Origin of the sequence: Brevundimonas sp., from assembly GCF_030704825.1 — a bacterium.
Lineage (GTDB): Bacteria > Pseudomonadota > Alphaproteobacteria > Caulobacterales > Caulobacteraceae > Brevundimonas.
The window spans coordinates 173,306-192,486 of record NZ_JAUYNX010000011.1; the positions used below are offsets into that span (position 1 = coordinate 173,306).

At 70.1% G+C, this 19,181-nt stretch carries 19 protein-coding genes and 1 pseudogene; 3 read left to right on the forward strand and 17 right to left on the reverse strand.

Annotated features, from left to right (window positions below):
* Position 1: 1 nt before the first annotated feature.
* Positions 2 to 1,177 carry a cell wall hydrolase gene (locus Q8Q71_RS04590; protein ID WP_305758460.1) on the reverse strand — a complete coding sequence of 392 codons (1,176 nt, stop codon included), beginning with the start codon at positions 1,175 to 1,177 and terminating at the stop codon, positions 2 to 4.
* 325 nt (positions 1,178 to 1,502) lie between these two features.
* Here Q8Q71_RS04590 and Q8Q71_RS04595 point away from each other — a divergent pair, with 325 nt between their 5' ends.
* A complete protein-coding gene (locus Q8Q71_RS04595) occupies positions 1,503 to 5,189 on the forward strand; it encodes a PAS domain S-box protein (RefSeq protein ID WP_305758461.1) in 3,687 nt (1,228 codons plus the stop codon).
* Here Q8Q71_RS04595 and Q8Q71_RS04600 read toward each other — a convergent pair.
* Together Q8Q71_RS04600 and Q8Q71_RS04605 are read right to left on the reverse strand one after the other, a co-directional pair.
* A complete protein-coding gene (locus Q8Q71_RS04600) occupies positions 5,186 to 5,548 on the reverse strand; it encodes a DUF6481 family protein (RefSeq protein WP_305758462.1) in 363 nt (120 codons plus the stop codon). The genes Q8Q71_RS04595 and Q8Q71_RS04600 overlap by 4 nt on opposite strands.
* Before the next feature lie 162 nt (positions 5,549 to 5,710).
* On the reverse strand, positions 5,711 to 5,896 hold the full coding sequence (locus Q8Q71_RS04605; RefSeq protein ID WP_305758463.1) for a hypothetical protein: 186 nt from the start codon (positions 5,894 to 5,896) through the stop codon (positions 5,711 to 5,713).
* A 488-nt stretch (positions 5,897 to 6,384) separates the two neighbouring features.
* Here Q8Q71_RS04605 and Q8Q71_RS04610 point away from each other — a divergent pair, with 488 nt between their 5' ends.
* On the forward strand, positions 6,385 to 7,452 hold the full coding sequence (locus Q8Q71_RS04610; RefSeq protein WP_305758464.1) for a cell wall hydrolase: 1,068 nt from the start codon (positions 6,385 to 6,387) through the stop codon (positions 7,450 to 7,452).
* Positions 7,453 to 7,457: 5 nt separating this feature from the next.
* Here Q8Q71_RS04610 and Q8Q71_RS04615 read toward each other — a convergent pair whose 3' ends face one another.
* The 12 genes from Q8Q71_RS04615 to Q8Q71_RS17195 all read right to left on the reverse strand — a co-directional run bounded on the left by Q8Q71_RS04615 (position 7,458) and on the right by Q8Q71_RS17195 (position 16,799).
* Entirely contained in the window at positions 7,458 to 7,685 is a 228-nt protein-coding gene (locus Q8Q71_RS04615) for a hypothetical protein (protein ID WP_305758465.1), read from the reverse strand.
* 2 nt (positions 7,686 to 7,687) lie between these two features.
* Positions 7,688 to 7,903: a hypothetical protein gene (locus tag Q8Q71_RS04620; protein ID WP_305758466.1), complete on the reverse strand. Its 216-nt coding sequence runs from the start codon at positions 7,901 to 7,903 to the stop codon at positions 7,688 to 7,690.
* A gap of 67 nt (positions 7,904 to 7,970) precedes the next feature.
* Positions 7,971 to 8,813 carry a carboxylating nicotinate-nucleotide diphosphorylase gene (nadC, locus tag Q8Q71_RS04625; protein ID WP_305758467.1) on the reverse strand — a complete coding sequence of 281 codons (843 nt, stop codon included), beginning with the start codon at positions 8,811 to 8,813 and terminating at the stop codon, positions 7,971 to 7,973.
* 5 nt (positions 8,814 to 8,818) lie between these two features.
* The gene (locus Q8Q71_RS04630) at positions 8,819 to 9,406 is read right to left on the reverse strand and encodes a Uma2 family endonuclease (RefSeq protein WP_305758468.1); all 588 of its coding nucleotides are present in this window, start codon (positions 9,404 to 9,406) and stop codon (positions 8,819 to 8,821) included.
* Positions 9,407 to 9,425: 19 nt separating this feature from the next.
* On the reverse strand, positions 9,426 to 10,949 hold the full coding sequence (locus tag Q8Q71_RS04635) for an L-aspartate oxidase (RefSeq protein ID WP_305758469.1): 1,524 nt from the start codon (positions 10,947 to 10,949) through the stop codon (positions 9,426 to 9,428).
* Complete coding sequence (locus tag Q8Q71_RS04640) at positions 10,946 to 11,803, reverse strand: metalloprotease (RefSeq protein WP_305758470.1); 858 nt, start codon at positions 11,801 to 11,803, stop codon at positions 10,946 to 10,948. The genes Q8Q71_RS04635 and Q8Q71_RS04640 overlap by 4 nt, the downstream gene beginning before the upstream one ends.
* Before the next feature lie 109 nt (positions 11,804 to 11,912).
* Complete coding sequence (nadA, locus tag Q8Q71_RS04645; protein WP_305758471.1) at positions 11,913 to 12,992, reverse strand: quinolinate synthase NadA; 1,080 nt, start codon at positions 12,990 to 12,992, stop codon at positions 11,913 to 11,915.
* 137 nt (positions 12,993 to 13,129) lie between these two features.
* Positions 13,130 to 13,654, reverse strand: coding sequence for a methylated-DNA--[protein]-cysteine S-methyltransferase (locus Q8Q71_RS04650; protein ID WP_305758472.1), 525 nt, complete (start codon positions 13,652 to 13,654; stop codon positions 13,130 to 13,132).
* A complete protein-coding gene (locus tag Q8Q71_RS04655) occupies positions 13,635 to 14,759 on the reverse strand; it encodes a bifunctional transcriptional activator/DNA repair enzyme AdaA (RefSeq protein WP_305758473.1) in 1,125 nt (374 codons plus the stop codon). Before Q8Q71_RS04655 ends, Q8Q71_RS04650 begins: the two co-directional genes overlap by 20 nt.
* Positions 14,760 to 14,864: 105 nt before the next feature.
* On the reverse strand, positions 14,865 to 15,968 hold the full coding sequence (locus Q8Q71_RS04660) for a hypothetical protein (RefSeq protein WP_305758474.1): 1,104 nt from the start codon (positions 15,966 to 15,968) through the stop codon (positions 14,865 to 14,867).
* Positions 15,969 to 15,991: 23 nt separating this feature from the next.
* Positions 15,992 to 16,321, reverse strand: coding sequence for a PadR family transcriptional regulator (locus Q8Q71_RS04665; protein WP_305758475.1), 330 nt, complete (start codon positions 16,319 to 16,321; stop codon positions 15,992 to 15,994).
* Positions 16,322 to 16,454: 133 nt separating this feature from the next.
* On the reverse strand, positions 16,455 to 16,799 hold the full coding sequence (locus tag Q8Q71_RS17195; RefSeq protein WP_371315925.1) for an alpha-glucosidase C-terminal domain-containing protein: 345 nt from the start codon (positions 16,797 to 16,799) through the stop codon (positions 16,455 to 16,457).
* Between Q8Q71_RS17195 and Q8Q71_RS17200 the strand changes: the two genes are divergently transcribed.
* On the forward strand, positions 16,798 to 16,908 hold the full coding sequence (locus tag Q8Q71_RS17200; protein WP_371315926.1) for a hypothetical protein: 111 nt from the start codon (positions 16,798 to 16,800) through the stop codon (positions 16,906 to 16,908). The genes Q8Q71_RS17195 and Q8Q71_RS17200 overlap by 2 nt on opposite strands.
* Positions 16,909 to 17,270: 362 nt before the next feature.
* Here Q8Q71_RS17200 and Q8Q71_RS17205 read toward each other — a convergent pair.
* A pseudogene (locus tag Q8Q71_RS17205) lies at positions 17,271 to 17,918 on the reverse strand (alpha-amylase family glycosyl hydrolase); the annotation flags it as partial.
* A 66-nt stretch (positions 17,919 to 17,984) separates the two neighbouring features.
* The gene (locus tag Q8Q71_RS04675; RefSeq protein WP_305758477.1) at positions 17,985 to 18,845 is read right to left on the reverse strand and encodes a Ku protein; all 861 of its coding nucleotides are present in this window, start codon (positions 18,843 to 18,845) and stop codon (positions 17,985 to 17,987) included.
* Between the last annotated feature and the right edge of the window lie 336 nt (positions 18,846 to 19,181).

Consider the following 19,181-nt stretch of genomic DNA (forward strand, 5'->3'; position numbering starts at 1 on the left):
CTCAGGCGCCGGGGCGGCCGACTTCCTCGACGTCCATGGCGGTGACGCCCGGCGGGGCGGTCACGATGACCTCGGACGGCGGGGCCGCCGGCTCGGGCGGCGCCTCGAAGGCGGCCAGGCGCTGGTTGATGGCGGCGATGTCGACGGCCGTGGCCTGACGCCGTCCGCCCAGGGAGGCGACGCCGACGATCCGGATCTGGCCATCGATCTCGACCGTGCGCATGGCGGTTTCGCCGGTGGCGGCGGCCTCGGCCAGCGCCGCGTCCGCCTCGGTCGCCGAGGCGATCTGGAGACGGGGGCGGGCGAGGCGGGCCTCGTCGATGACGGGCTCGCGTCCCGAATAGCGCTGGCTGAAGGCGGCCGGTTCCCCGTAGACGCCCTTCCAGCGATAGAAGATGTGCGCGCCGATCTGGGTCAGCTTGTTCAGGGTCGGCGCCCACCACGGGTGGACGTAGTCGGCGTGATAGTGGGTCGCCGTGCCCACGCTGGCGGCCACATGACCGGCCAGGGCCCGCTCGGCCACCCGCCGGGCGCGGTCCCAGGCCCAGCCGGCCGGGGCCTGGCCCAGGGAGCCGTCGCAGGTGAAGCTGAACTGGCAGCCGGTGGTCCGCTCCGCGCCCTCGAACACCACGCCGCAAACGCTGTTGGCGTAGTTGGGATCGCGCACGCGGTTCAGGATGACCTGGGCCACCGCCTCCTGGCCGGCGGTCGGCTCCAGGGCGGCCTCGTAATAGATGCCCTGGGTCAGGCAGCGCAGGGCGCGGCGGCGATCCTCGGCCGTGGCCGGCGTGAACACGAACGGCTGGGCCACGCGCAGAAAGCCCGCGGCGTTCGGCGTGGCGGCGTTCAACTTCATCGCGTCGAGGCCGGTGGCGCCGAAATCGAGGGTCGGGCGGCCCGCCAGCGTCAGACTCTCCCAGCCCGGCGTGAGGCCGTACAAGGCCGCGCGACGTTCGCCGGGATCGTGGCGCAGGGCTATGGCCAGCTGCGAGGGGTCCATCCGATCCGTGATGGCCGCCAGTCCCCGGGCTCCCAGGTCGCCGTGGGTCAATTTGCGCACGACCTCGGCGCGGCGGTCGATCTCGGGGCGGGGCGTCGAGCTGGCGGCCATGGCGACGCCGAAGGCGACCAGCACCACGGGCGTCGCGGCGGCCAGCCGGCGCGTTCTCTTCAGCATCGATGTCCAGGCGGTCCCGGGCAAATCCAGCTCCCAAACCCCGGCTGCCATGCCGGACGATTGTATCGGCTACGCGTCAAGGTGGGCGCTTTTCAGGCGGAAAAGCGCCGGTTGGTCAAGCCCGGACGCCTTCCAGGGTTGGAACGCGCCAGGCCATGTCTCGTGCGCCGTCCGTCGTCGATCATCAGCCCGGCGGGCGCTTCGTGGGTTGGAGTTAGGCGTCGGCCCCTTGTGCGCAAGGGGCCGACGCAATCGTCGCGCTTGCCGGAACGCAACGGGACCAAATACGTTCGCTCAAGTCGCGCACGCGCGATGTTGGGGGTTGATGGACGCGTTGGGGGACTTCGGCCGATTTTCCAGCATCGGCACCGCCGTAACCCGGCTGGCGCGCGTCAGGACGCGCCCGTGGTGGGCCTCGGCCCTGATCGGAGCCGGAGCCGCCGGCGTCGCCCTGCTGGTCCGCGCGGCCCTGGACGGCTTCTACGGCGACCTGACCGGCTTCATGATCCTGCTGCCTGCGGTGATCGTCGCCTCGTTGGCGGCTGGCCGGCTGGCGGGTCTGGTCGCCACCGTGGTCTGTCTGTTCGGCGGCTGGGCGGTTGTCGGCCTCGACGCCCGGGGGGCCGGACTGGCTGACCGGATCGGCGTCGTGGCGACGGTCAACTTCGTGGTCGTGGGGCTGTTCGTCACCGTCGTGGGCGCGGCGCTGCGGGACATGGTCGGGGCGCTGGACGCCTCGCTGGACGCACTGCGTCGTTCGAAGGCCCGCATCGACGACAGCGAGCATCAGCTGCGCCTGATCAGCGAACACGCCCCGGTCATGCTGTGGATGAGCGACCCGACCGGACGTTGCGTCCACCTGAACGCCGCCCAGCGCGCCTTCTGGGCCGTGCCGGAATCGCTGGAGGGATTCGAGTTCGCCTCGCTGATCCATCCCGACGACGCCGAACGGGTGCTGGCGGCGACGATCGACGCCGGGAACCGCCAGGTCCCGTTCGAAACCGAGGCCCGTTTCCTTCGCCACGACGGACAGTGGCGCATCCTGCATACCGACGCCCATCCCCGCATCGAGCCGGACGGCCGGTACGGCGGGATGATCGGCGTCAACATCGACGTCACCGAGGCCCGGGCCGCCGAGGCCGCGCTGCGGGAAAGCGAGACCCGCTTCCGCCTGATGGCGGACACCGCCCCGTCGCCGGTCTGGATGACAAACGCCGAGGCCCAGGTCGAATTCGTCAACGCGGCCCTCGTCGATTTCTACGGACAACCCGCGGACCGCATCCTCGGGGACGTGTGGAAACTGGCCATCCATCCCGAAGACGTGGCCTCGGTCGAGGCGGCCATGGAGGCGGCCCGGCCGGACCGCCTCCCCTACGGGTTCGAGGCGCGCTTCCAGCGCGCGGACGGCGCCTGGCGCTGGATGCGCATATCGGTCAAGCCGCGCTTCGACGGCGAAGGGACCTTCCTCGGCTATGTCGGCATGTCGTTCGACGTCACCGAAACACGCGAGGCGCTGGACGCCCTGGAGCGGCAGGAGCGCCGGCAGACCTTCCTGTTGAGCCTGACCGACCGGGTGCGCGACCTGGCGACGCCGGAAGAGGTCATGCTCGAGGCGGAACGGGCCCTCGGATCCGAACTCGGGGCGGATCGGGTCGGCTACGGCGAAGTCGACCAGGAACGCGGCATGGTCTCCATGTCCCGGGACTGGACCGCCGGAGTGGTCAGCGCGCAGGGCGAATTCCGCCTGGAGGACTTCGGCGGGGAGTTGATCCCCGATCTGTCCGAGGGCCGGCTGATCCGCATCTCCGACGTCGAGCAGGATCCGCGCACCAGGGATGCGCTGGACGTCTTCCAGAAACTGGGCACCCGCGCCCTGATGCGCGCCCCGGTGATCCGGGGCGGCCGTCTGCGCGCCTTCCTGTACGCTCATCACTCCGGCGTGCGCGAGTGGAGCGAGGCGGAGGCCGAGCTGCTGCAGGAGGTCGCGACCCGGACCTGGACGGAAATCGAGCGCACGCGGGCCGAGGGCGAGGTGCGCGAGAGCGAGGAACGCTTCCGGGCCATCGCCGACACTGCGCCGGTGCTGATCTGGGTGACCCAGCAGGACCGCACCCGCGCCTTCGTCAACCAGGCCTATGTCGCCTTCAACGGCGGAACCTACGAAGAGGCGCGGCTGGCGGACTGGCGCGCGGTGATCCACCCCGACGACCACGAACGCATCATCAGCGAATCCCTGGCCGGCGAGGCGACGGGCCAGCCCTTCTCGATGGAGGCCCGCTATCTGCGTCACGACGGCGAATACCGCTGGCTGAAGTCCTTCTCCCGGCCCCGGCTGGGCGCCGACGGGGAGGTGATCGGCTTCGTCGGCGTGGCCTTCGATGTAACCGACATCCGCGAGGCCCAGGCGCGTCTGCTGGAGTCCGAAACCCGGTTCCGCACCGTCGCCGACAGCGCGCCGGCGCTGATCTGGATGCTGGACGCCGAGGGCCGGCCCATTTTCGCCAATCGCCGCTACCGCACCTTCTTCGGCATCGACTCCGAAACCCAGCTCGAAGAGGGCTGGAATCGCCTGATTCATCCCGAAGACGCCCCGGGGTTCACGAAGGCCCTGGAGACCGCCTTTGAACGGCAGGACCGGTTCGAGAGCCTGGTGCGCGTGCGGCATCCGGCGATGGGCGAACGATGGCTGCGATGCGAGGGCCTGGCGCGGTTCGACGGGTCGGGGATTTTCCAGGGTTACGTCGGCGCCAACATCGACGTCACCGAGGCCAAGCGCGCCGAGGAGGACCTGAAGCGCATCAACGAACTGCTTGAGGAACGGGTCGGCGAGGCGCTCGCGGAGAAGGCCAAGGCCGAAGCCGATCTGATGCATGCCCAGCGCATGGAGGCGGTGGGACGGCTGACCGGCGGGGTCGCGCACGACTTCAACAACCTGCTGACCGTGGTGATCGGCGCGCTGGACATCATGCTGCGCTCGCCCGACGACGCCGCCAAACGTCAGAGGCTGGGCGAGGCGGCGCTGGCGGCGGCGCGGCGCGGCGAGGGCCTGACGCATCAGCTTCTGGCCTTCTCGCGCCGTCAGACCTTGCGGCCCCAGGCCATGGATCTCAACACCCAGATCCGCGAAAGCGAGCCCCTGCTGCGCCGCGCGGTCGGCGAAGCCGTCGAGTTCAAGCTCAAGCTGCGCCGGGGCGGGGCCCGGGTCAGCGTCGATCCCTCGCAGTTCGAGGCCGCCCTGCTGAATCTGGTCGTCAACGCCCGGGACGCCCTTGGCGACAAGGGCCGCATCGTGGTGCAGACGATGTCGTGCGCCGTCCAGGCCGGCGACGTGCCGGACCTGCCCCCCGGAACCTACGTCTGCGTCACGGTGTCGGACAACGGCTCGGGCATGCCGCCTGAAGTCATCGGACGGGTGTTCGAGCCCTTCTTCACCACCAAGGGCGTGGGCAAGGGCACCGGCCTCGGCCTGAGCCAGGTCTACGGCTTCGCCCGCCAGAGCGGCGGCGCGGCGCATATCTCCTCGACGGTCGGTCGCGGAACGGAAATCCGGCTCTATCTTCCGCCGCTGTCCGGCGAAGCGGACGCGACCGTCCCGGCGACGCCGGGGTCCGCCCGGCCCATGAGCGCGGGACGACGACTGCTGCTGGTCGAGGACGACGTCGGCGTCGCCGCGGTGGCGCTCGAACTGCTGGAAGGTCTGGGACTGGAGGTCAGGGCCGTCGAGACCGGGCCGCAGGCGCGGGAGATGCTGAAGCGCGAGCGGTTCGACATCATGCTGAGCGACGTGGTCATGCCCGGCGGAATGACCGGCATCGAACTGGCGCGCCTGTGCGAACGCGACCACCCGCGGATGCAGGTGGTTCTGACCTCGGGCTACGCCGGGGACGATGTCGACGCGGCCTTGGCGGACGCACCCTGGCCCTTCCTGCGCAAACCCTATTCGGGCGAGCAGCTGGCCAAGGTGCTGGGAGACCTCGTCGCGCCGGAGGGCGCGGCGAAGGGCGCCGGCTAGCGGGTGCGCGCCTTGCGGGCCGCGTAGCGGGCGTCGCGGGCGGCCTTCTGCTCGGCCTTGGTCAGGGCCTTGCGCTCCTTGCGGGCGCCGCGGCGTTCGGCTTCGCTCTCTTCCTCGGCGAGGCGGGCGGCTTCCAGCCGGGCGGCCTCCTGCTCGGCCTTCTGGCGACGCACCTCGGCCTTGGCCAGCTCGTGCTGCTGGCGCAGCGCCTCCTTCTCGGCGGCGCGCTTGATGGCGAGCTTCTCGAATTCGGGGTCGGGGGCGGCGGGCTTGGGCTTGAACCGGGCCAGCAGGGCCTTCTTGGCTTCCTGCTGGGCGGTGAGGCGGTCAGTGAAGCCGGTCTGTTTCAGATCTCTCATGCGGAGGGCGTCGATGTCCTTGATCGTTTGTCGGGATAGGCGGAACGGCCGCGAGGCGAGCGTCGCTGGGCCCGGGCGCGTCGGCTAACCCTATATGGGCGCCGAAATCAAGGTTGCGAGGCGGCGAATCGCGCCGCCCCGCCCGCCCGATGCGAAAATGCGTCAGTTCGGCTTCTCGGCCTGGCCGACCGCGGCGCCCGCGGCGCCGCCCACGGCCGCGCCGACCGGCCCCGCCACCACCGCCCCGGCGATGGCGCCGGTCGCCGCCTTCTGTTCGATGGTATGGCCGCAGGCGGCGGCGGCGAGCGCCGAGAGGGCGACCGCAAGGGTGATGGCTGCGCGTTTCATGACCGGGTTCTCCAAATGGCGAAGCCTGAACGCGATCCGGGACCGGCCGGTTCCGGTTCCGTACGCCAAGTCGACGCGCCGACGAGAGCGCCTTCGAAGACAATAGTTTCCCTGCGTTCAAATCAAACTTCCGACCGGCGACACCTGCACCGTGTCGAGCCTGTGTCGGGAAATACAGTATCGGGGATGTTCACTGATCCCGCCGACTAACAGCCCTGATCGACCTCACTCTGCAATACATTCCATCATGGCCGCGATGTTGCGCCGCACACCAATCTTGCGAATCAACCACATTGGCGCCACAAACGGCTGGCTTAAGGCGCGTCCTCGATAGCCGGCCCGTTCGCCGACCATCGATTTACCGCAAGCGGATCGCGACGCCGGTCTCCAGGGATTGGAGGGGGTCGCCCGGTTGCGAGACTACCCGGGGGCGGCATTGCGCCCTGCCGTACAGGACCGAGCCCTTGCCGAAAGCCCCGCAAACGCGTGTGACCCCCCCTGTTGATCGTGCGGCCCGGATTCGGCCCGGATCGGCGGCGGCGGCGTTCGGCGCATTGGTGGGACTGGCGATCGGCTGCGCCTATCTGGGCGGGACGGCGGCCAAGGCCACGACCGTGCGGACCCAGGCCGAGCGCATCGAGGGCGCGACCGCCGCGGGCTTCACTGAAGAGGCGCTCGCCGCCGCGGCGGGCGGACTCGACGAGAGCGCCCTGGCCATCGCCCGCCGGCACGATCCCTACACCGTCGCGGGCGGCGCCCAGCGCGACCGGCAGGCCGAGCTCCTGACCGCCCGTCTCGAACAATTGCGCGCGCCGGCCGCCGATTCCAATCTTCGCCGGGTCAGCCTGACGGGCCCGGTCGCGGCCCAGCCCTTCCGCCTCGGCGGCGCGCTCGACGCCTCGCGCGATCTGGATTGCCTGACCCAGGCCGCCTATTACGAAGCCCGCGGCGAGGGTCGCGACGGCATGCGCGCCGTCGCCCAGGTGGTCCTCAACCGGGTTCGCCACGGCGCCTTTCCGAACAGCGTGTGCGGCGTGGTGTTCCAAGGCGCCGGCCGCCGGACCGGCTGCCAATTCAGCTTCACCTGCGACGGCTCCATGCGCGGCCGGGTCAATCGCGCCGCCTGGAACCGGGCCCGCGACATCGCCTCCAGCGCCCTGTCCGGCAGCGTCTATTCCGCCGTCGGCAACGCCACCCATTTCCACACCACCGGAGTCGCCCCCGGGTGGCGGAACTCCCTGGTGCGGATCAACCAGGTCGGCGACCACGTCTTCTATCGATTCGGCGGCCGCTCGGGTTCGCGCGGAGCCTTCACCTACGCCGCCCGGCCTTCCGGCGACGCCGACGCGCCGCGCCTGATCCAGGCGAGCCTCGATCCGACCGGACCGGTGATGGAGGCGGGCGCGGTGGCCTACAACATGCTGGTCGCCCAGGAGCGCGGCGAAAATCCCGCTCCGGCCCCGGCCGCCGCCGCGCCGGCGACGCCGGCCCCGGCTCCCCAGAACGCCGCCGTGGAGTCCGCCGCCCCGTCGGCGCCGTCCAGTCCGACCGCCTGAGCCCTTCAGGCGTCCCGGTGACCCTTCGACGATCGGTGCGCGTCATCGTGACTGTGTTTGAGATCGCGCTCGCCGCCGCCGCCTGAAACCTTGCTGTTCCGGGGATTGGTCGGGCCGCCCTCGCGCGGGTCCTCGAACGCCGGCGGCTCTTTCTTCGCATTCTCGTGGCTGGCGCCGGGCCCGCCCCAGCGCTTGGTGTCCTCGGGCGTCGGGTTGTGCTGGTTGTTGGCCATGATCAGCGGTCCTGCACCTTCCACTGGTTGGTCAGGTTCTGCTTCAGATTGCCGAACCGTCCCTGGGTGTCGAGATTGACGTCGGCGTCGCCGGGCTGGCTGGACTGAGCGCCCGTCTTCAGGTCGCGCCGGTCGGAATTCGCCGCCTCCTCGACCGTGCGCTTGCCCTTGTCGGCGAAGCTGATCTGTTCCTTCGGTATTCGGGGGGCGTGGGTCATGGGGTCTCCTTCCGTTGTGGAAAGAACCCGCGACGACCGGGCCCGTTCCGGAACGGCGGTCGCCCGGTCAGCCTGGCTGGACGTCCAGACCCACATCCAGCGTCGGGGCCGAATGGGTCAGGGCGCCGACCGAGATCACGTCCACGCCCGTCTCGGCGATGCTGCGCACCGTCTCCAGATTGACCCCGCCCGAGGCCTCGAGCGTCACCCGCCCGGCCGTGCGGGCCACCGCCTCGCGCAGCATCGGCAGGGTGAAATTATCCAGCATGATCACGTCGGGCCGCCCGGCCAGCGCCTCGTCCAGCTGGTCCAGCCCGTCGACCTCGACCTCGATCTTCATCAGATGGCCGACGGCGGCGCGCGCCCGCCGGATCGCCTCGCCGACCCCGCCGCAGACGGCGATGTGGTTGTCCTTGATCAGGATGGCGTCATCCAGGCCGAAGCGGTGGTTGACGCCGCCGCCGCACAGCACGGCGTGCTTCTCCAGCGCGCGCAGGCCCGGGGTGGTCTTGCGGGTGTCGGCGATCCGCGCCTTCGTGCCGCCGACCGCCTCGACATAGGCCCGGGTCAGGGTCGCGATCCCGCACAGCCGCCCCAGCAGATTCAGCGCCGTCCGCTCGGCGGCGAGGAAGGCGCGCGCGTCGGCCTCGACCTCGGCCAGCACGGCGCCGGCCTCGAAGGCGTCGCCGTCGCGCAGCTTCAGCTCGATCGACGCCTTCGGATCCATCGCCCGCACGGCCAGCCGGACGCAGTCGACGCCGGCCAGCACCCCGGCCTTGCGCGCCGCGAACACGGCCCGCATCCGGGCGCCCTCGGGGATGCAGGCCTGCGCCGTCGCATCGCCGGCGCGGCCGAGATCCTCGGCCAGCGCGGCGCGAACGATGGGTTCGATCAGAATGTCAGGGAGCATGGGGGTCAGAACAGTTCCGCCAGATCGACGCGCACCTGATCCGGGAACAGCGGCGTGACCACGCCCTCGGTCACCACCGACTCATGACCCCAGCTTCCGTCGGACTGCGGGTTGCGGAGGACCCGGACCAGACGGGCCTCGGGCTCGACCATCCAGAACTCGGGAATGCCCGCGCGGGCGTAAAGTGGAGACTTGATCCGCAGGTCTTTCGCCCGGGTCGATATCGAGACCTCGACGACCAGCACGGCGTCTGACGCCTGGGCGTATTTGCGGCCGGAAAAGTTGCGCACCACAAACACATCCGGCTCCGGCGCGTTGTAGTCACCAATGCGCAGCGTACCGGCGGTCCGGACACCGAACTGATCTGTGAGTCCGGCCTCGAGCAGCCTCATGCCGAGCCTGATGACCAGGTCCGCATTCGTCTGGCTGTGATCGTCAGACCCTGGAGCCATCTCGACGATCCTTCCGTCCAGCAGTTCGATACGCGGACCCAGCTGATTGAGTATTCCCTGCTCAAACATCTGTTCGAACCGGTCGAAATCGAACCGGAAGGCGGCCAAGCCTTCCTCCATGCCGGGCGGGGATTGGGTCATCGCATTGCTCCGAGCGTCACTATGCCGCCCTTTCCGCCCGCGCGAAAGACTTTGCATCCTGAGGTTGTGCTCGCAGCCTCGTATGCCCCGCCACGGAGGCCGCCGCCGGATAGTCCGCGCGGAAATGCCCGCCCCGGCTCTCGCGGCGGGCCAGCGCCGCCTCGGCGATCAGCCGGGCCGCCGCCAGCGGCAGGGCGCCCGGCGCGGCCGGCTCCAGCCCCGCCATGATCTCCAGCGCCTCCGTCAGGCCCGCCGCGTCGCGCACCACGCCCACGCAACGGCTCATCGTCTCGCGCAGCGTGCCCAGGGCCTCGGGCGACAGGTCGGGCGACGGCACGACCGCCAGGGTCGGGCCGTCCACCAGCGCTTCGCCGCCCGCCGCCCGCCCCGTCCGCCGCCCGAAGGCCGCGGCCTCCAGCAGCGAATTGGACGCCAGCCGGTTGGCCCCGTGCACGCCGGTCGCGGCGCATTCGCCGACCGCGAACAGGCCGGGAAGGCTGGTCCGCCCGTCGGCCCCGGCGGCGATCCCGCCCATGTGATAGTGGGCCGCCGCCGCCACCGGGACCGGCGTCTCGCGCGGATCCAGACCCGCCCGCATGCAGGCGGCGAACACCGCCGGGAAGGCCTCGGGGAATTCGGGTCCGATCACCCGCGCGTCGAGGAAGGCCCCGCGCCCGGCCGCGCGCGCCGAATGCACCGCCCGCGCCACCACGTCGCGCGCCTTCAGGTCGGCGTCGGCGGCCTCGCCCAGCAGAAAGCGGCCGTCGCGGTCGACCAGGCGCGCGCCCTCGCCCCGCAGCGCCTCGGTCGCCAGCGGCATGGGATCGAGGCCGACATCGATGGCGGTGGGGTGAAACTGCACGAACTCGGGATCGAGGATCTCCGCCCCGGCCCGGTACGCGAGCGCCATTCCCTCGCCCAGCAGGGCCGCGGGCGTGGTCGTCCGGGCGAACAGGCCGCCCGCTCCGCCCGTCGCCAGCACCACCGACGCCGCCAGAACCTCGACCAGCCGCCCGTCCCGTTCGATCAGGGCGCCGCGAACCCGGCCGCCCGCGTCCTGGATCAGGCCGCGCAGCCGGCCGTCTTCCCACACCTCGACATGCGGCGCCGCGCGCACCGCCGCGACCAGGGCCGACAGGATCGCCCGGCCGGCGCCGTCGCCGCCGACCCGCGCCACGCGCGCCCTCGAATGCGCCGCTTCCAGGCTGACCGCGAAACCGCCGAGGGCGTCGCGGTCGAAAGGCGCTCCCAGCGACGCCAGCCATTCCACCGTCGCCCGGCCGTCGTCGGTCAGGGCGCGCACCGCCTCCGCCTCGACCAGGCCGGCGCCCGCCGCCGTGGTGTCCGCCGCGTGCAGACCGGGATTGTCCGTCGCCGACAGCGCCGCCGCCACCCCGCCCTGCGCCCAGGCCGACGAGCAGGCCTGCAGCAAGGGCGCGGGCGTGACCACCAGCACCTTGCGCGGCCCGGCCTCCAGCGCGGCCGACAGCCCCGCCAGACCGCCGCCGACGATCAGCGGGCCGTCATGACGGATGCGGTTCACCGGTTGAACTCGAAGAAGCCGGCGCCGTGGGCCAGGGCGTCGGCCAGCGAGGCCGAGCCGGGCATCAGGGCGGCCAGGGCCACGCCCACGCAGGCGGCGGCGGTGACCAGGAACAGGCCCACGCTCTTGCCGGCCTCGGGCCATTCCAGCCGCCGGCCGTCCGGCCGCCAGACGCCGCGCCGCAGGTGGCCGACCAGCGCCAGGGTCAGGAAGGCGGCGAAGAACCAGCTGCCGTTGGTCAGGCCCCACAGCACCACCACCGCCCCGATCAGGCCGACGACGATCTTCTCCAGCATCGGGTGAATCCGCGCCAGCACCGGGCCGAGGGCCTTGGAGCCGTCCAGCGGCGGGGCCGGAGCCAGGTTGATCAGGTTGATGAAGGCGATGATGAACACCCCCTGCAGCCACATCCCCTGCCCCGTGGCGATGAACAGGCCAAAGAAGGGAATGGCCGCCAGCAGGCCGAAGGCCGGCCCCGCCAGAGACACCAGCACCCCGTGCCATTCGCTCTGCGGCAGGCGCTGGCTCTTGGCCACCCCGCCGAGGAACGGGATGATGTAGATCTTCGCGGGTCCCATGCCGAGCCGGTTCATGGCCAGCACATGGCCGTACTCGTGCACCAGCAGGCCCCAGATCGCCGCGACCGCGATCACCCAGCTCTGGCTGACGTACCAGATGAAGCCGCCCAGCAGCAGGGTCGACACCACCGCCCAGACCGGGTGCTGGCCCTTGTCCAGCGGCGGCTCGGCCGTGCGCGGCGGGCCGCGATCGATCGGGGCGGCGGCCGCGGGAGCGGTCGTCCGCTCAGGCTTGGGATCCCAGGGACCGGGTCGGGGCGTGTTGGCGTCTGTCATCCCGTGGACGTGGCCTTTTCCGACCGCAGCCACAAGGCCAGCAGGGCGAGAAGCCGCAGGGACTTCGGATCGATCGCAGCCGTGAGGCGGACCGGCGGGACGTAGTGCATCAGATCAGCTCCACCGCCACATGATGCCGCGCCTTGATCATGTCGTAGCGCGCCGGGGCCGCCGGCGGCGGCAGGTCGACCATCCGCTGAACGGCCAGCCGGGCGCGGTCGGCGATGTCTTCGGGCACCGTCACCTCGAACTGCATGTTGACCAGGCAGTCGCGGATGTTCTCCAGGGTGATCCGCTTCATGTGCGGGCACAGGTTGCAGGGGCCGACGAACGACACGCCCGGCAGGTCGCCGGCGACGTTGGCGGCCATCGAGCATTCGGTGATCAGGACCACCTGCTTCGGCTTTCGCGCCGTCACATGGTCGATCATCGCCGCCGTCGAGCCGGCGAAATCCGCCGCCGCCAGAACATCCTCGGGGCATTCCGGATGGGCCAGGATCTCCGCCCCCGGATAGGCCGCCCGCATCTCGGCGATGTCGGCGGCGGTGAAGCGCTCGTGCACCTCGCAGCGGCCTTTCCAGGCGATGATGCCGACATTGGTCTGCGCCGCGACGTTTCGCGCCAGGAACTCGTCGGGGATCAGGATCACCCGGTCGACGCCCCATTCCCTGGCCGCCCATTCCACCACCTGCACGGCGTTGGCGCTGGTGCAGCAGATGTCGGTCTCGGCCTTCACGTCCGCGCTGGTGTTGACATAGGTGACCACCGGGAGGCCCGGGTAGCGCTGCCGGATCAGCCGCACGTCCGCGCCCGTGATCGAGGCCGCCAGCGAGCAGCCGGCGCGCAGGTCGGGGATCAGCACCGTCTTGTCCGGGCTCAGGATCTTCGAGGTCTCGGCCATGAAATGCACGCCGGCCTGGACGATCACCTTCGCCTTTGACCGCGCCGCCTCCTTGGCCAGGCCCAGGCTGTCTCCGACATAGTCGCCGACGCCGTGGAAGATTTCCGGCGTCATGTAGTTGTGGGCCAGGATGACCGCGTCGCGCGTCTTCTTCAGCGCATTGATCTCGCTGATCAGCGCGGCCTGCGCCGGCCATTCCAGCGGGGTGACGTGATCCTTGACCTTGGCCCACACGGGGGCGGTCTCCCGCGCCAGTTCCCTTGACAGCCCGAACGTCCCGTCAGCCATTTCGCATCCCTTTTGCTCGATTTGAGCAAATCAGAGGCCTGAAGAACGGCGACCGATCCGCCGGACCGTCGCCGACTTATGCTCACTTTCAGCATAAGCAGGGACAATCTAGGCGGATGGTCGGGGAAATCAAGAGGTCAGGCGACGGAAACGCCCTCGTGGTTCAGCAGCCAGCGCTTTCGCTCCAGTCCGCCGGCATAGCCGGTCAGCGTCCCGTTCGCGCCGATCACGCGGTGACAGGGCACGATGACGGCGATCGGGTTCTGGCCGTTGGCCAGGCCCGCGGCGCGCACCGCCTTCGGCGAGCCGATCGCCGCCGCCAGCTGGCCATAGGTCCGGGTTTCGCCCGCCGGGATGGATCGCAGCGCCGCCCATACGGTGCGCTGGAAGGCCGTGCCGCCGGTCCTGACCGTCAGCCCGTCGAGCGCCGCCAGATCGCCGCCGAACCAGGCCTCGACCGCCCGGCGCACCGCCGGGGGCGCCCGCCCGTCGGTCAGGATCGCGCCGGGGGCGTGGCGGCGCAGCAGCCGCGTCATCCGCGCCTCGTAGTCGGCGAAGTCCAGCGCCCGCACGGCGCCTTCGCCGTCGGTGACCAGCAGCACCTCGCCCACCGGCGTGGCGATCCGGTCCAGGGTCAGGGTCTCAGGCTGCGCGTTTCGCATCGTCTTTCTCCATCGTCTCAAGGTCGGCGCCGCTGATCCCCGCCAGTGCGAGGTGCAGCGCCCCGTAGGCCCGCCACGGGCGCCAGGCTTCGGCGCGGACGGCGAGCGTTTCATCGTTCAATCGGTCATTGGGCGCATCCCGGACCTGATCCGGGCCCCCGTCGTCGATCCAGTCGCCCGGCAGCCGCAGCCCCGGCCGCGCCTCGACCAGGGGCTTCAGCGCCGGATCGGCCGACAGGTCGCGCCCGATCGCGTCCGGATCGGCCGAAAGGTCGAACACCCGCCGCACCCGCGCCAGCACCCCCGGCAGGGCCTTGAGGTCGTCGACCTCGACACAGACCGAGACCCGCCCGGCCTCCGCCGGCTCGACCGTGACCGAGCCCCCGGCGCCGTCGACATCCTTCGTCAGCGGCCGCGACCAGCGCCGCCCCTCGACCGCGTCGCCGCGCGCCGTCAGGGCCGCGAACATGGCGTCCCGGTCATAGGGCGGGCGGTAGGACAGGCTCAGCCGCACCCCGCCCTCGTGCGCCCGCTCGCCGCGCCGCCGCAGGGCCGAGGGCGGGCGGCCGTACAGGGCCTGGAAGGTCTCGTTGAAGCGCCGCACGCTGCCGAAGCCCGAGCCGAGCGCCACCTGGGCCATCGACAGGTCGGTCTGGTGAATCAGCGCCTTGGCCAGCAGCACGCGCCGCGTCTGGGCCACGCTGACCGGAGCCGCGCCCAGGTGCTGGCGGAACAGCCGCCGCAGGTGCCGCTCGCCGACGCCCAGCCGCCCGGCCAGTCCATCGACGTCGCCCTCGTCGAGCGCCCCCGCCTCGATCAGGGCCAGGGCCCGGCTCACCGTGTTGGACGTCCCGCGCCAGGCGCCCATGTCGGGGGCCGTCTCGGGCCGGCAGCGCAGGCAGGCCCGGAAGCCCGCCTCCTCCGCCGCCGCGGCGGAGACCACGAAGACCATGTTCTCCCGCTTCGGCGTCCGCGCCGGACAGACCGGCCGGCAGTAGATGCCCGTGGTCTTGACGCAGCCGAAGAACCGCCCGTCGAACCGCGCGTCGCGCGTCAGCACGGCGCGGTAGCAGGCCTCCTGATCGAGTTCATGTGCGTTTTCCATGGCCGCAAGATGGGGGATGCCGCCCCCGAAGTCTCGCGGTTTTCGGACATTGCTGTGGCGGGCCGCGTCGGGTCGGGAAGGCGGAGCCTTCTGATCGCGGCCAACCTACACGCCGCGCGCCAGCCGTCCCAGACCGGCGAGGATCCTGAACACCAGGCCGAGGGCCGAGAAGGCCAGCACCCAGACCATCACCACCGACAGGGTCGAGGCGATCCCGGCCAGATCGCGTCCGCCGTCGCCCAGCTTCCCGAGCGTGTCGATGTTCAGCATGGTCCAGTCGCCTCCGATCCGCGCCGTCTCCCCGTCGCGCGTCAGGGTGAACCAGTGGCCGGCCTCGAAGATGGCCCAGGTCAGCCACAGGCCGGCCGCGGCGATGACGATCTGGGCCGCGGCGCGCGCCCGGACCGCATACGGGCGGACGAGGCTGGCCAGGTCGACGGCCATCTGGGCGAAGGCGTACAGCAGGATGGGTCCGAACAGGATCGACCAGATCGGCGCGCCGCTGACCACGGCGTCCTGGCCGCGCAGCTCGATCGACACCAGGCCGGGGAAATGCAGCACCCCGATCCACCACAGAACGAACATGCCGACGGCGAGGAAGGAGAACAGATACTCCCCACCCGGCCATGGCTTCGCTCGCGGTTTGGGCATCCAGGACGCCCTGGCCGTCCCGGCGCCCGCCATCGAGGCGCCCCAGGCGGCCGGATCGGCCAGGCCGAAGGCGCCCAGGTCCTTCACCCGCCACTTCGTCATCCACGCCGGCCGGATGCCCTGATGCTCGAAGATGCCGGCGGCCACGGTCGCCACGCCGATCAGGGTCAGACCGGCTCCGAAGAAGCCGTGAAAGGCGTGGGCGATCGCCTGGCCGGCGTCGTCGGCGCCGCTGATCAGCCGGATGAACAGGGTGATCGCATAGACCGCCCCCAGCACCAGCAACCCGGCCTTGACCCCGAACAGCCAGTAGGGAAACAGCTCCGGCCCGACCAGCGAATCCGGCCCCTTGCGATACCGCGCCGCCACGACCAGCGGATGGCCGATCTCGCGCAGGATGGCCTCCTGCTCGTCCTCGCCCAGGGCGCGGCCCAGCTCCTCCTCCTTCGCCTCGAACCGGCTCAGGATCAGGTCGCGCAGTTCGGCGACGATGTCGGCCCGTTCGTCCTGCGGCAACTGCGCGGCGACGGCGTTCAGATAGCGGTCGATCATGTCCATGGCTTTTCCCCTTCAGCCCGGTTTCAGAGAATCTTGTCGAGCGAGGCGTTGATGCCGCGCCATTCGCCGGTCAGGGCGGCCAGCATGGCGACGCCCCCGGGCGACAGGACGTAGAAGCGCTTCTTCCGCTTCTCCTCCTCGCGCCATTCGCTGTTCAGCAACCCCTGGCTCTCCAGCCGGCGCAGCAGCGGATAGAGGGTCGATTCCTCCATCTCCAGCCCGTCGGCGGCCAGGGCCTGACGCAGGGTGTAGCCGTACCGCTCGGTCCTCAGACAGGCGAGCACCGCCAGCACCAGCGACCCGCGCCGCAGCTCCAGTCGCATGCTTTCATAAAGGTCCGGATCGAGGCTCATGCCGCTTCCCTGCATCTCACATAGTGTGTGATGCACAGTGTATGCCGCATACTGTATGAGGGAGTCAAGTCGCGCATTCGGAAGAGGTCATTTCACAGGTGCTTGGCGTTCGGCCCGCTCCGGCGCGGCAGGATCACCGGATTTCGCACGGCTCCGCGCGAAGCGAGCTGGGTACGCCGTGAGCCGCCATGTCGTTCCGGGTGAGCACCCGCCAGGCCCACGGCTCCAGCGTCATCTGCGCATCGGCGGTGATCTGCACCCGGCGATGGTCGGTGAAGTCGCGATAGCCGCCGCAGTGATGCCGGCCCGAGAACGTAACGGTCTGCGGGTCTCCCGACAGGTTCAGGATCACGAACACCTGGTCCCCGTCCTTCTCGCGGAAGAAGCTGAACACCTTCTGCGGGGCGCTGTTGACGACCTGGTGCATGCGCCCGCCCCACTGCCCGTTCTGAAGCGCCCGATTGGCCCGTTTGAGCATGAACAGCCGCTGGTACAGGCGGCCCTGTTCGTCCAGCGCATGGTCCGCCGGCCACTGGATCGGATCCTTCTCGAAGAACTGCAGGCGGCGCGTGTTGCCGACCTCCTGACCGTTGTAGATCAGCGGAATCCCCTCCCCCGTCACCGACAGGACGATGGCCGCCTCGCGCGCCGGCCCGTACTTTTCGTACTCCGTTCCCTCCCAGGCGTTCTGGTCGTGGTTGGAGGTGTAGGTCATCCGCATCGCCTCGCGCGGATAGGCGCTCTCGTTCCACGAATAGAAGCCGAACAGGGCGCCGGTGTCGGCCCGGCCGGCCGCGATGGCCTGCATCGCCTCCTTCCAGGTCCAGGCGTAGGTCGCGTCGAAGGCGGCGTAGTGCATGTCGCGCATCTCCCACTCGGCCAGCATGAAGACAGGCTTGATGGCGTCGAGTTGCGCGCGGGCGGTGTTCCAGAAATCCAGCGGCACGAAGCCGGCGACGTCGGCCCGGTAGCCGTCCACCCCGACCTCGCGCACCCAGTACATCAGCGCCTCGGTCATATACTGCCGAAGCCCGGGGTGGGCGTAGTTGAGGTTGATGATGTCGGACCAGTCCCACCAGGGCGTGGGCCGGAAATTTCCGTCCAGGTCGCGCTCGTACCATTCGGGATGCGAGACGGTCAGCGGATTGTCCCAGGCGGTGTGATTGGCGACCCAGTCGAGGATCACGTGCATCCCCTCGGCATGGGCCGCGTCGACGAAGGCCTTCAGATCCTCCTTCGTCCCGAACTCGGGGTTCACCGCGAAATAGTCGCGCACCGAATAGGGGCTGCCCAGCGTCCCCTTGCGGTTCAGCTCACCGATCGGATGGATGGGCATCAGCCAGATGATGTCCACGCCGAGGGATTTCAGCCGGGGCAACTGGGCCTGGGCCGCGCGGAAGGTGCCTTCCGGCGTGAACTGGCGCGTGTTGAGCTGGTAGAGGACCGCGTTCCGGGACCATTCGGGATGGGTCAGGCTGACCAGCGGCCGGGGCGCATAGATGGGGTCCGCCAAGGCGTCGGGGACCGGGGTCTGCGCCTGCGCCGGAGCCCATGACGCCAGCGCCATCGCGCCGATCAGAACCGCCCACCACCGCATCCCGGCCTCCCAGCCTGTCCGTTGCAAACACTGGGCGACGGCAAAGGGTTTGCGTCAAGCGCGCGCTCAGGCCGCCTTCTTCTTCGCGGCCGTCTTCCTCGCCGGAGCCGCCTTCTTCGCCGCCGCCTTCTTCGCCGGGGCCTTGCCGCCCGCCGACCCCTTCAGGCTGGCCCGCAGCGCCTCCATCAGGTCGATGACATTGGTGTCGTCGGGCTCGGGCGCCTCGACCAGACCCTTGCCACCCCTCTGCTTGGCCTTGATCATCGCCTTCAGGGCGTCGTCGTAGCGGTCCTTGAACTTCGACGGATCGAAGTCCGCATCCTTCTGGCCGATGATGCGGGTGGCGATGTCGACCATGTCCTTGTCGGCCTTCACCGTCGGGATGTCGTCGAAGAAGTCGCCGGCGTCGCGCACCTCCTCGTGCGGCCGCAGGGTGTAGGCGACCAGCCCCTTGCCCCGCACCTCCAGCGCGATCTGCCGTTCGCGGTTGCGCAGCACCAGGCAGCCTATGGCGATCTTGCCGGCCGCCTTCATGGCGTCGCGGATCACGGCGAAGGCCTCGGCCCCCACGCCCTTCTCGGGCACCACATAGAAGGGGTCGTCCCAGTACAGCCGGTCGATGTCGTCCTCGTCGACGAACTGGTTGATGTCGATGGTCCGGGTCGACTCCAGCTTGACCTTGTCGAAGTCGGCGTCGTCGAACAGGACGTATTCGTCCTTGGACACCTCGTAGCCCTTGACCAGGTCGGAGCGCTCGATCGGCCCCGTGTCCGGATCGGTCGGCACCATGCGGATGCGGTTGTTGGTGTCGGGATTGATCAGGTGGAAGCTGACGTGGCTCGCGCTCGAGGTCGCCGTGTAGAGGGCGACCGGACAGGTCACCAGCGACAGCTTCAGATGTCCCTGCCAGGTGGGTCGGGCGGCCATGGTTCAGACTCCGTGTTGCGGGTCCAGAACGCGGGTGAAGAGGAGTCGTTCAGCGGCGAGGATTCCTGCTTCGCGGGTCTGATCCTTCTCCGCTTGAGGGTCGAGGGGGGGACGCCGCCCCAATTCGTCCTTCTCCCCTTGAGGGAGAAGGTGGCCCGAAGGGCCGGATGAGGGGGCTGCGTCCGCGTGCGCGCGGGCGAGAGCAGACGCGGTCCACGGACAGACGGGTGTTTCACCCCTCATCCGTCTCGCTTCGCGAGCCACCTTCTCCCTCAAGGGGAGAAGGAATTCGTGCTGCGACAATTTCATTTCCAGACACAGCAATTTTCGCAACCC

Bases quoted from the DNA above. Each gene is read 5' to 3' on its own strand.
- Q8Q71_RS04655 (WP_305758473.1), bottom strand. From the start codon at position 14,759: ATGGAAAACGCACATGAACTCGATCAGGAGGCCTGCTACCGCGCCGTG.
- Q8Q71_RS04605 (WP_305758463.1), bottom strand. From the start codon at position 5,896: ATGAAACGCGCAGCCATCACCCTTGCGGTCGCCCTCTCGGCGCTCGCC.
- Q8Q71_RS04650 (WP_305758472.1), bottom strand. From the start codon at position 13,654: ATGCGAAACGCGCAGCCTGAGACCCTGACCCTGGACCGGATCGCCACG.
- Q8Q71_RS04675 (WP_305758477.1), bottom strand. From the start codon at position 18,845: ATGGCCGCCCGACCCACCTGGCAGGGACATCTGAAGCTGTCGCTGGTG.
- Q8Q71_RS04640 (WP_305758470.1), bottom strand. From the start codon at position 11,803: ATGACAGACGCCAACACGCCCCGACCCGGTCCCTGGGATCCCAAGCCT.
- Q8Q71_RS04660 (WP_305758474.1), bottom strand. From the start codon at position 15,968: ATGGACATGATCGACCGCTATCTGAACGCCGTCGCCGCGCAGTTGCCG.
- nadC (WP_305758467.1), bottom strand. From the start codon at position 8,813: ATGCTCCCTGACATTCTGATCGAACCCATCGTTCGCGCCGCGCTGGCC.
- Q8Q71_RS04600 (WP_305758462.1), bottom strand. From the start codon at position 5,548: ATGAGAGATCTGAAACAGACCGGCTTCACTGACCGCCTCACCGCCCAG.
- Q8Q71_RS04615 (WP_305758465.1), bottom strand. From the start codon at position 7,685: ATGGCCAACAACCAGCACAACCCGACGCCCGAGGACACCAAGCGCTGG.
- Q8Q71_RS04620 (WP_305758466.1), bottom strand. From the start codon at position 7,903: ATGACCCACGCCCCCCGAATACCGAAGGAACAGATCAGCTTCGCCGAC.
- Q8Q71_RS04590 (WP_305758460.1), bottom strand. From the start codon at position 1,177: ATGCTGAAGAGAACGCGCCGGCTGGCCGCCGCGACGCCCGTGGTGCTG.
- nadA (WP_305758471.1), bottom strand. From the start codon at position 12,992: ATGGCTGACGGGACGTTCGGGCTGTCAAGGGAACTGGCGCGGGAGACC.
- Q8Q71_RS17195 (WP_371315925.1), bottom strand. From the start codon at position 16,799: ATGCTCAAACGGGCCAATCGGGCGCTTCAGAACGGGCAGTGGGGCGGG.
- Q8Q71_RS04595 (WP_305758461.1), top strand. From the start codon at position 1,503: ATGGACGCGTTGGGGGACTTCGGCCGATTTTCCAGCATCGGCACCGCC.
- Q8Q71_RS04665 (WP_305758475.1), bottom strand. From the start codon at position 16,321: ATGAGCCTCGATCCGGACCTTTATGAAAGCATGCGACTGGAGCTGCGG.
- Q8Q71_RS04630 (WP_305758468.1), bottom strand. From the start codon at position 9,406: ATGACCCAATCCCCGCCCGGCATGGAGGAAGGCTTGGCCGCCTTCCGG.
- Q8Q71_RS17200 (WP_371315926.1), top strand. From the start codon at position 16,798: ATGAACAGCCGCTGGTACAGGCGGCCCTGTTCGTCCAGCGCATGGTCC.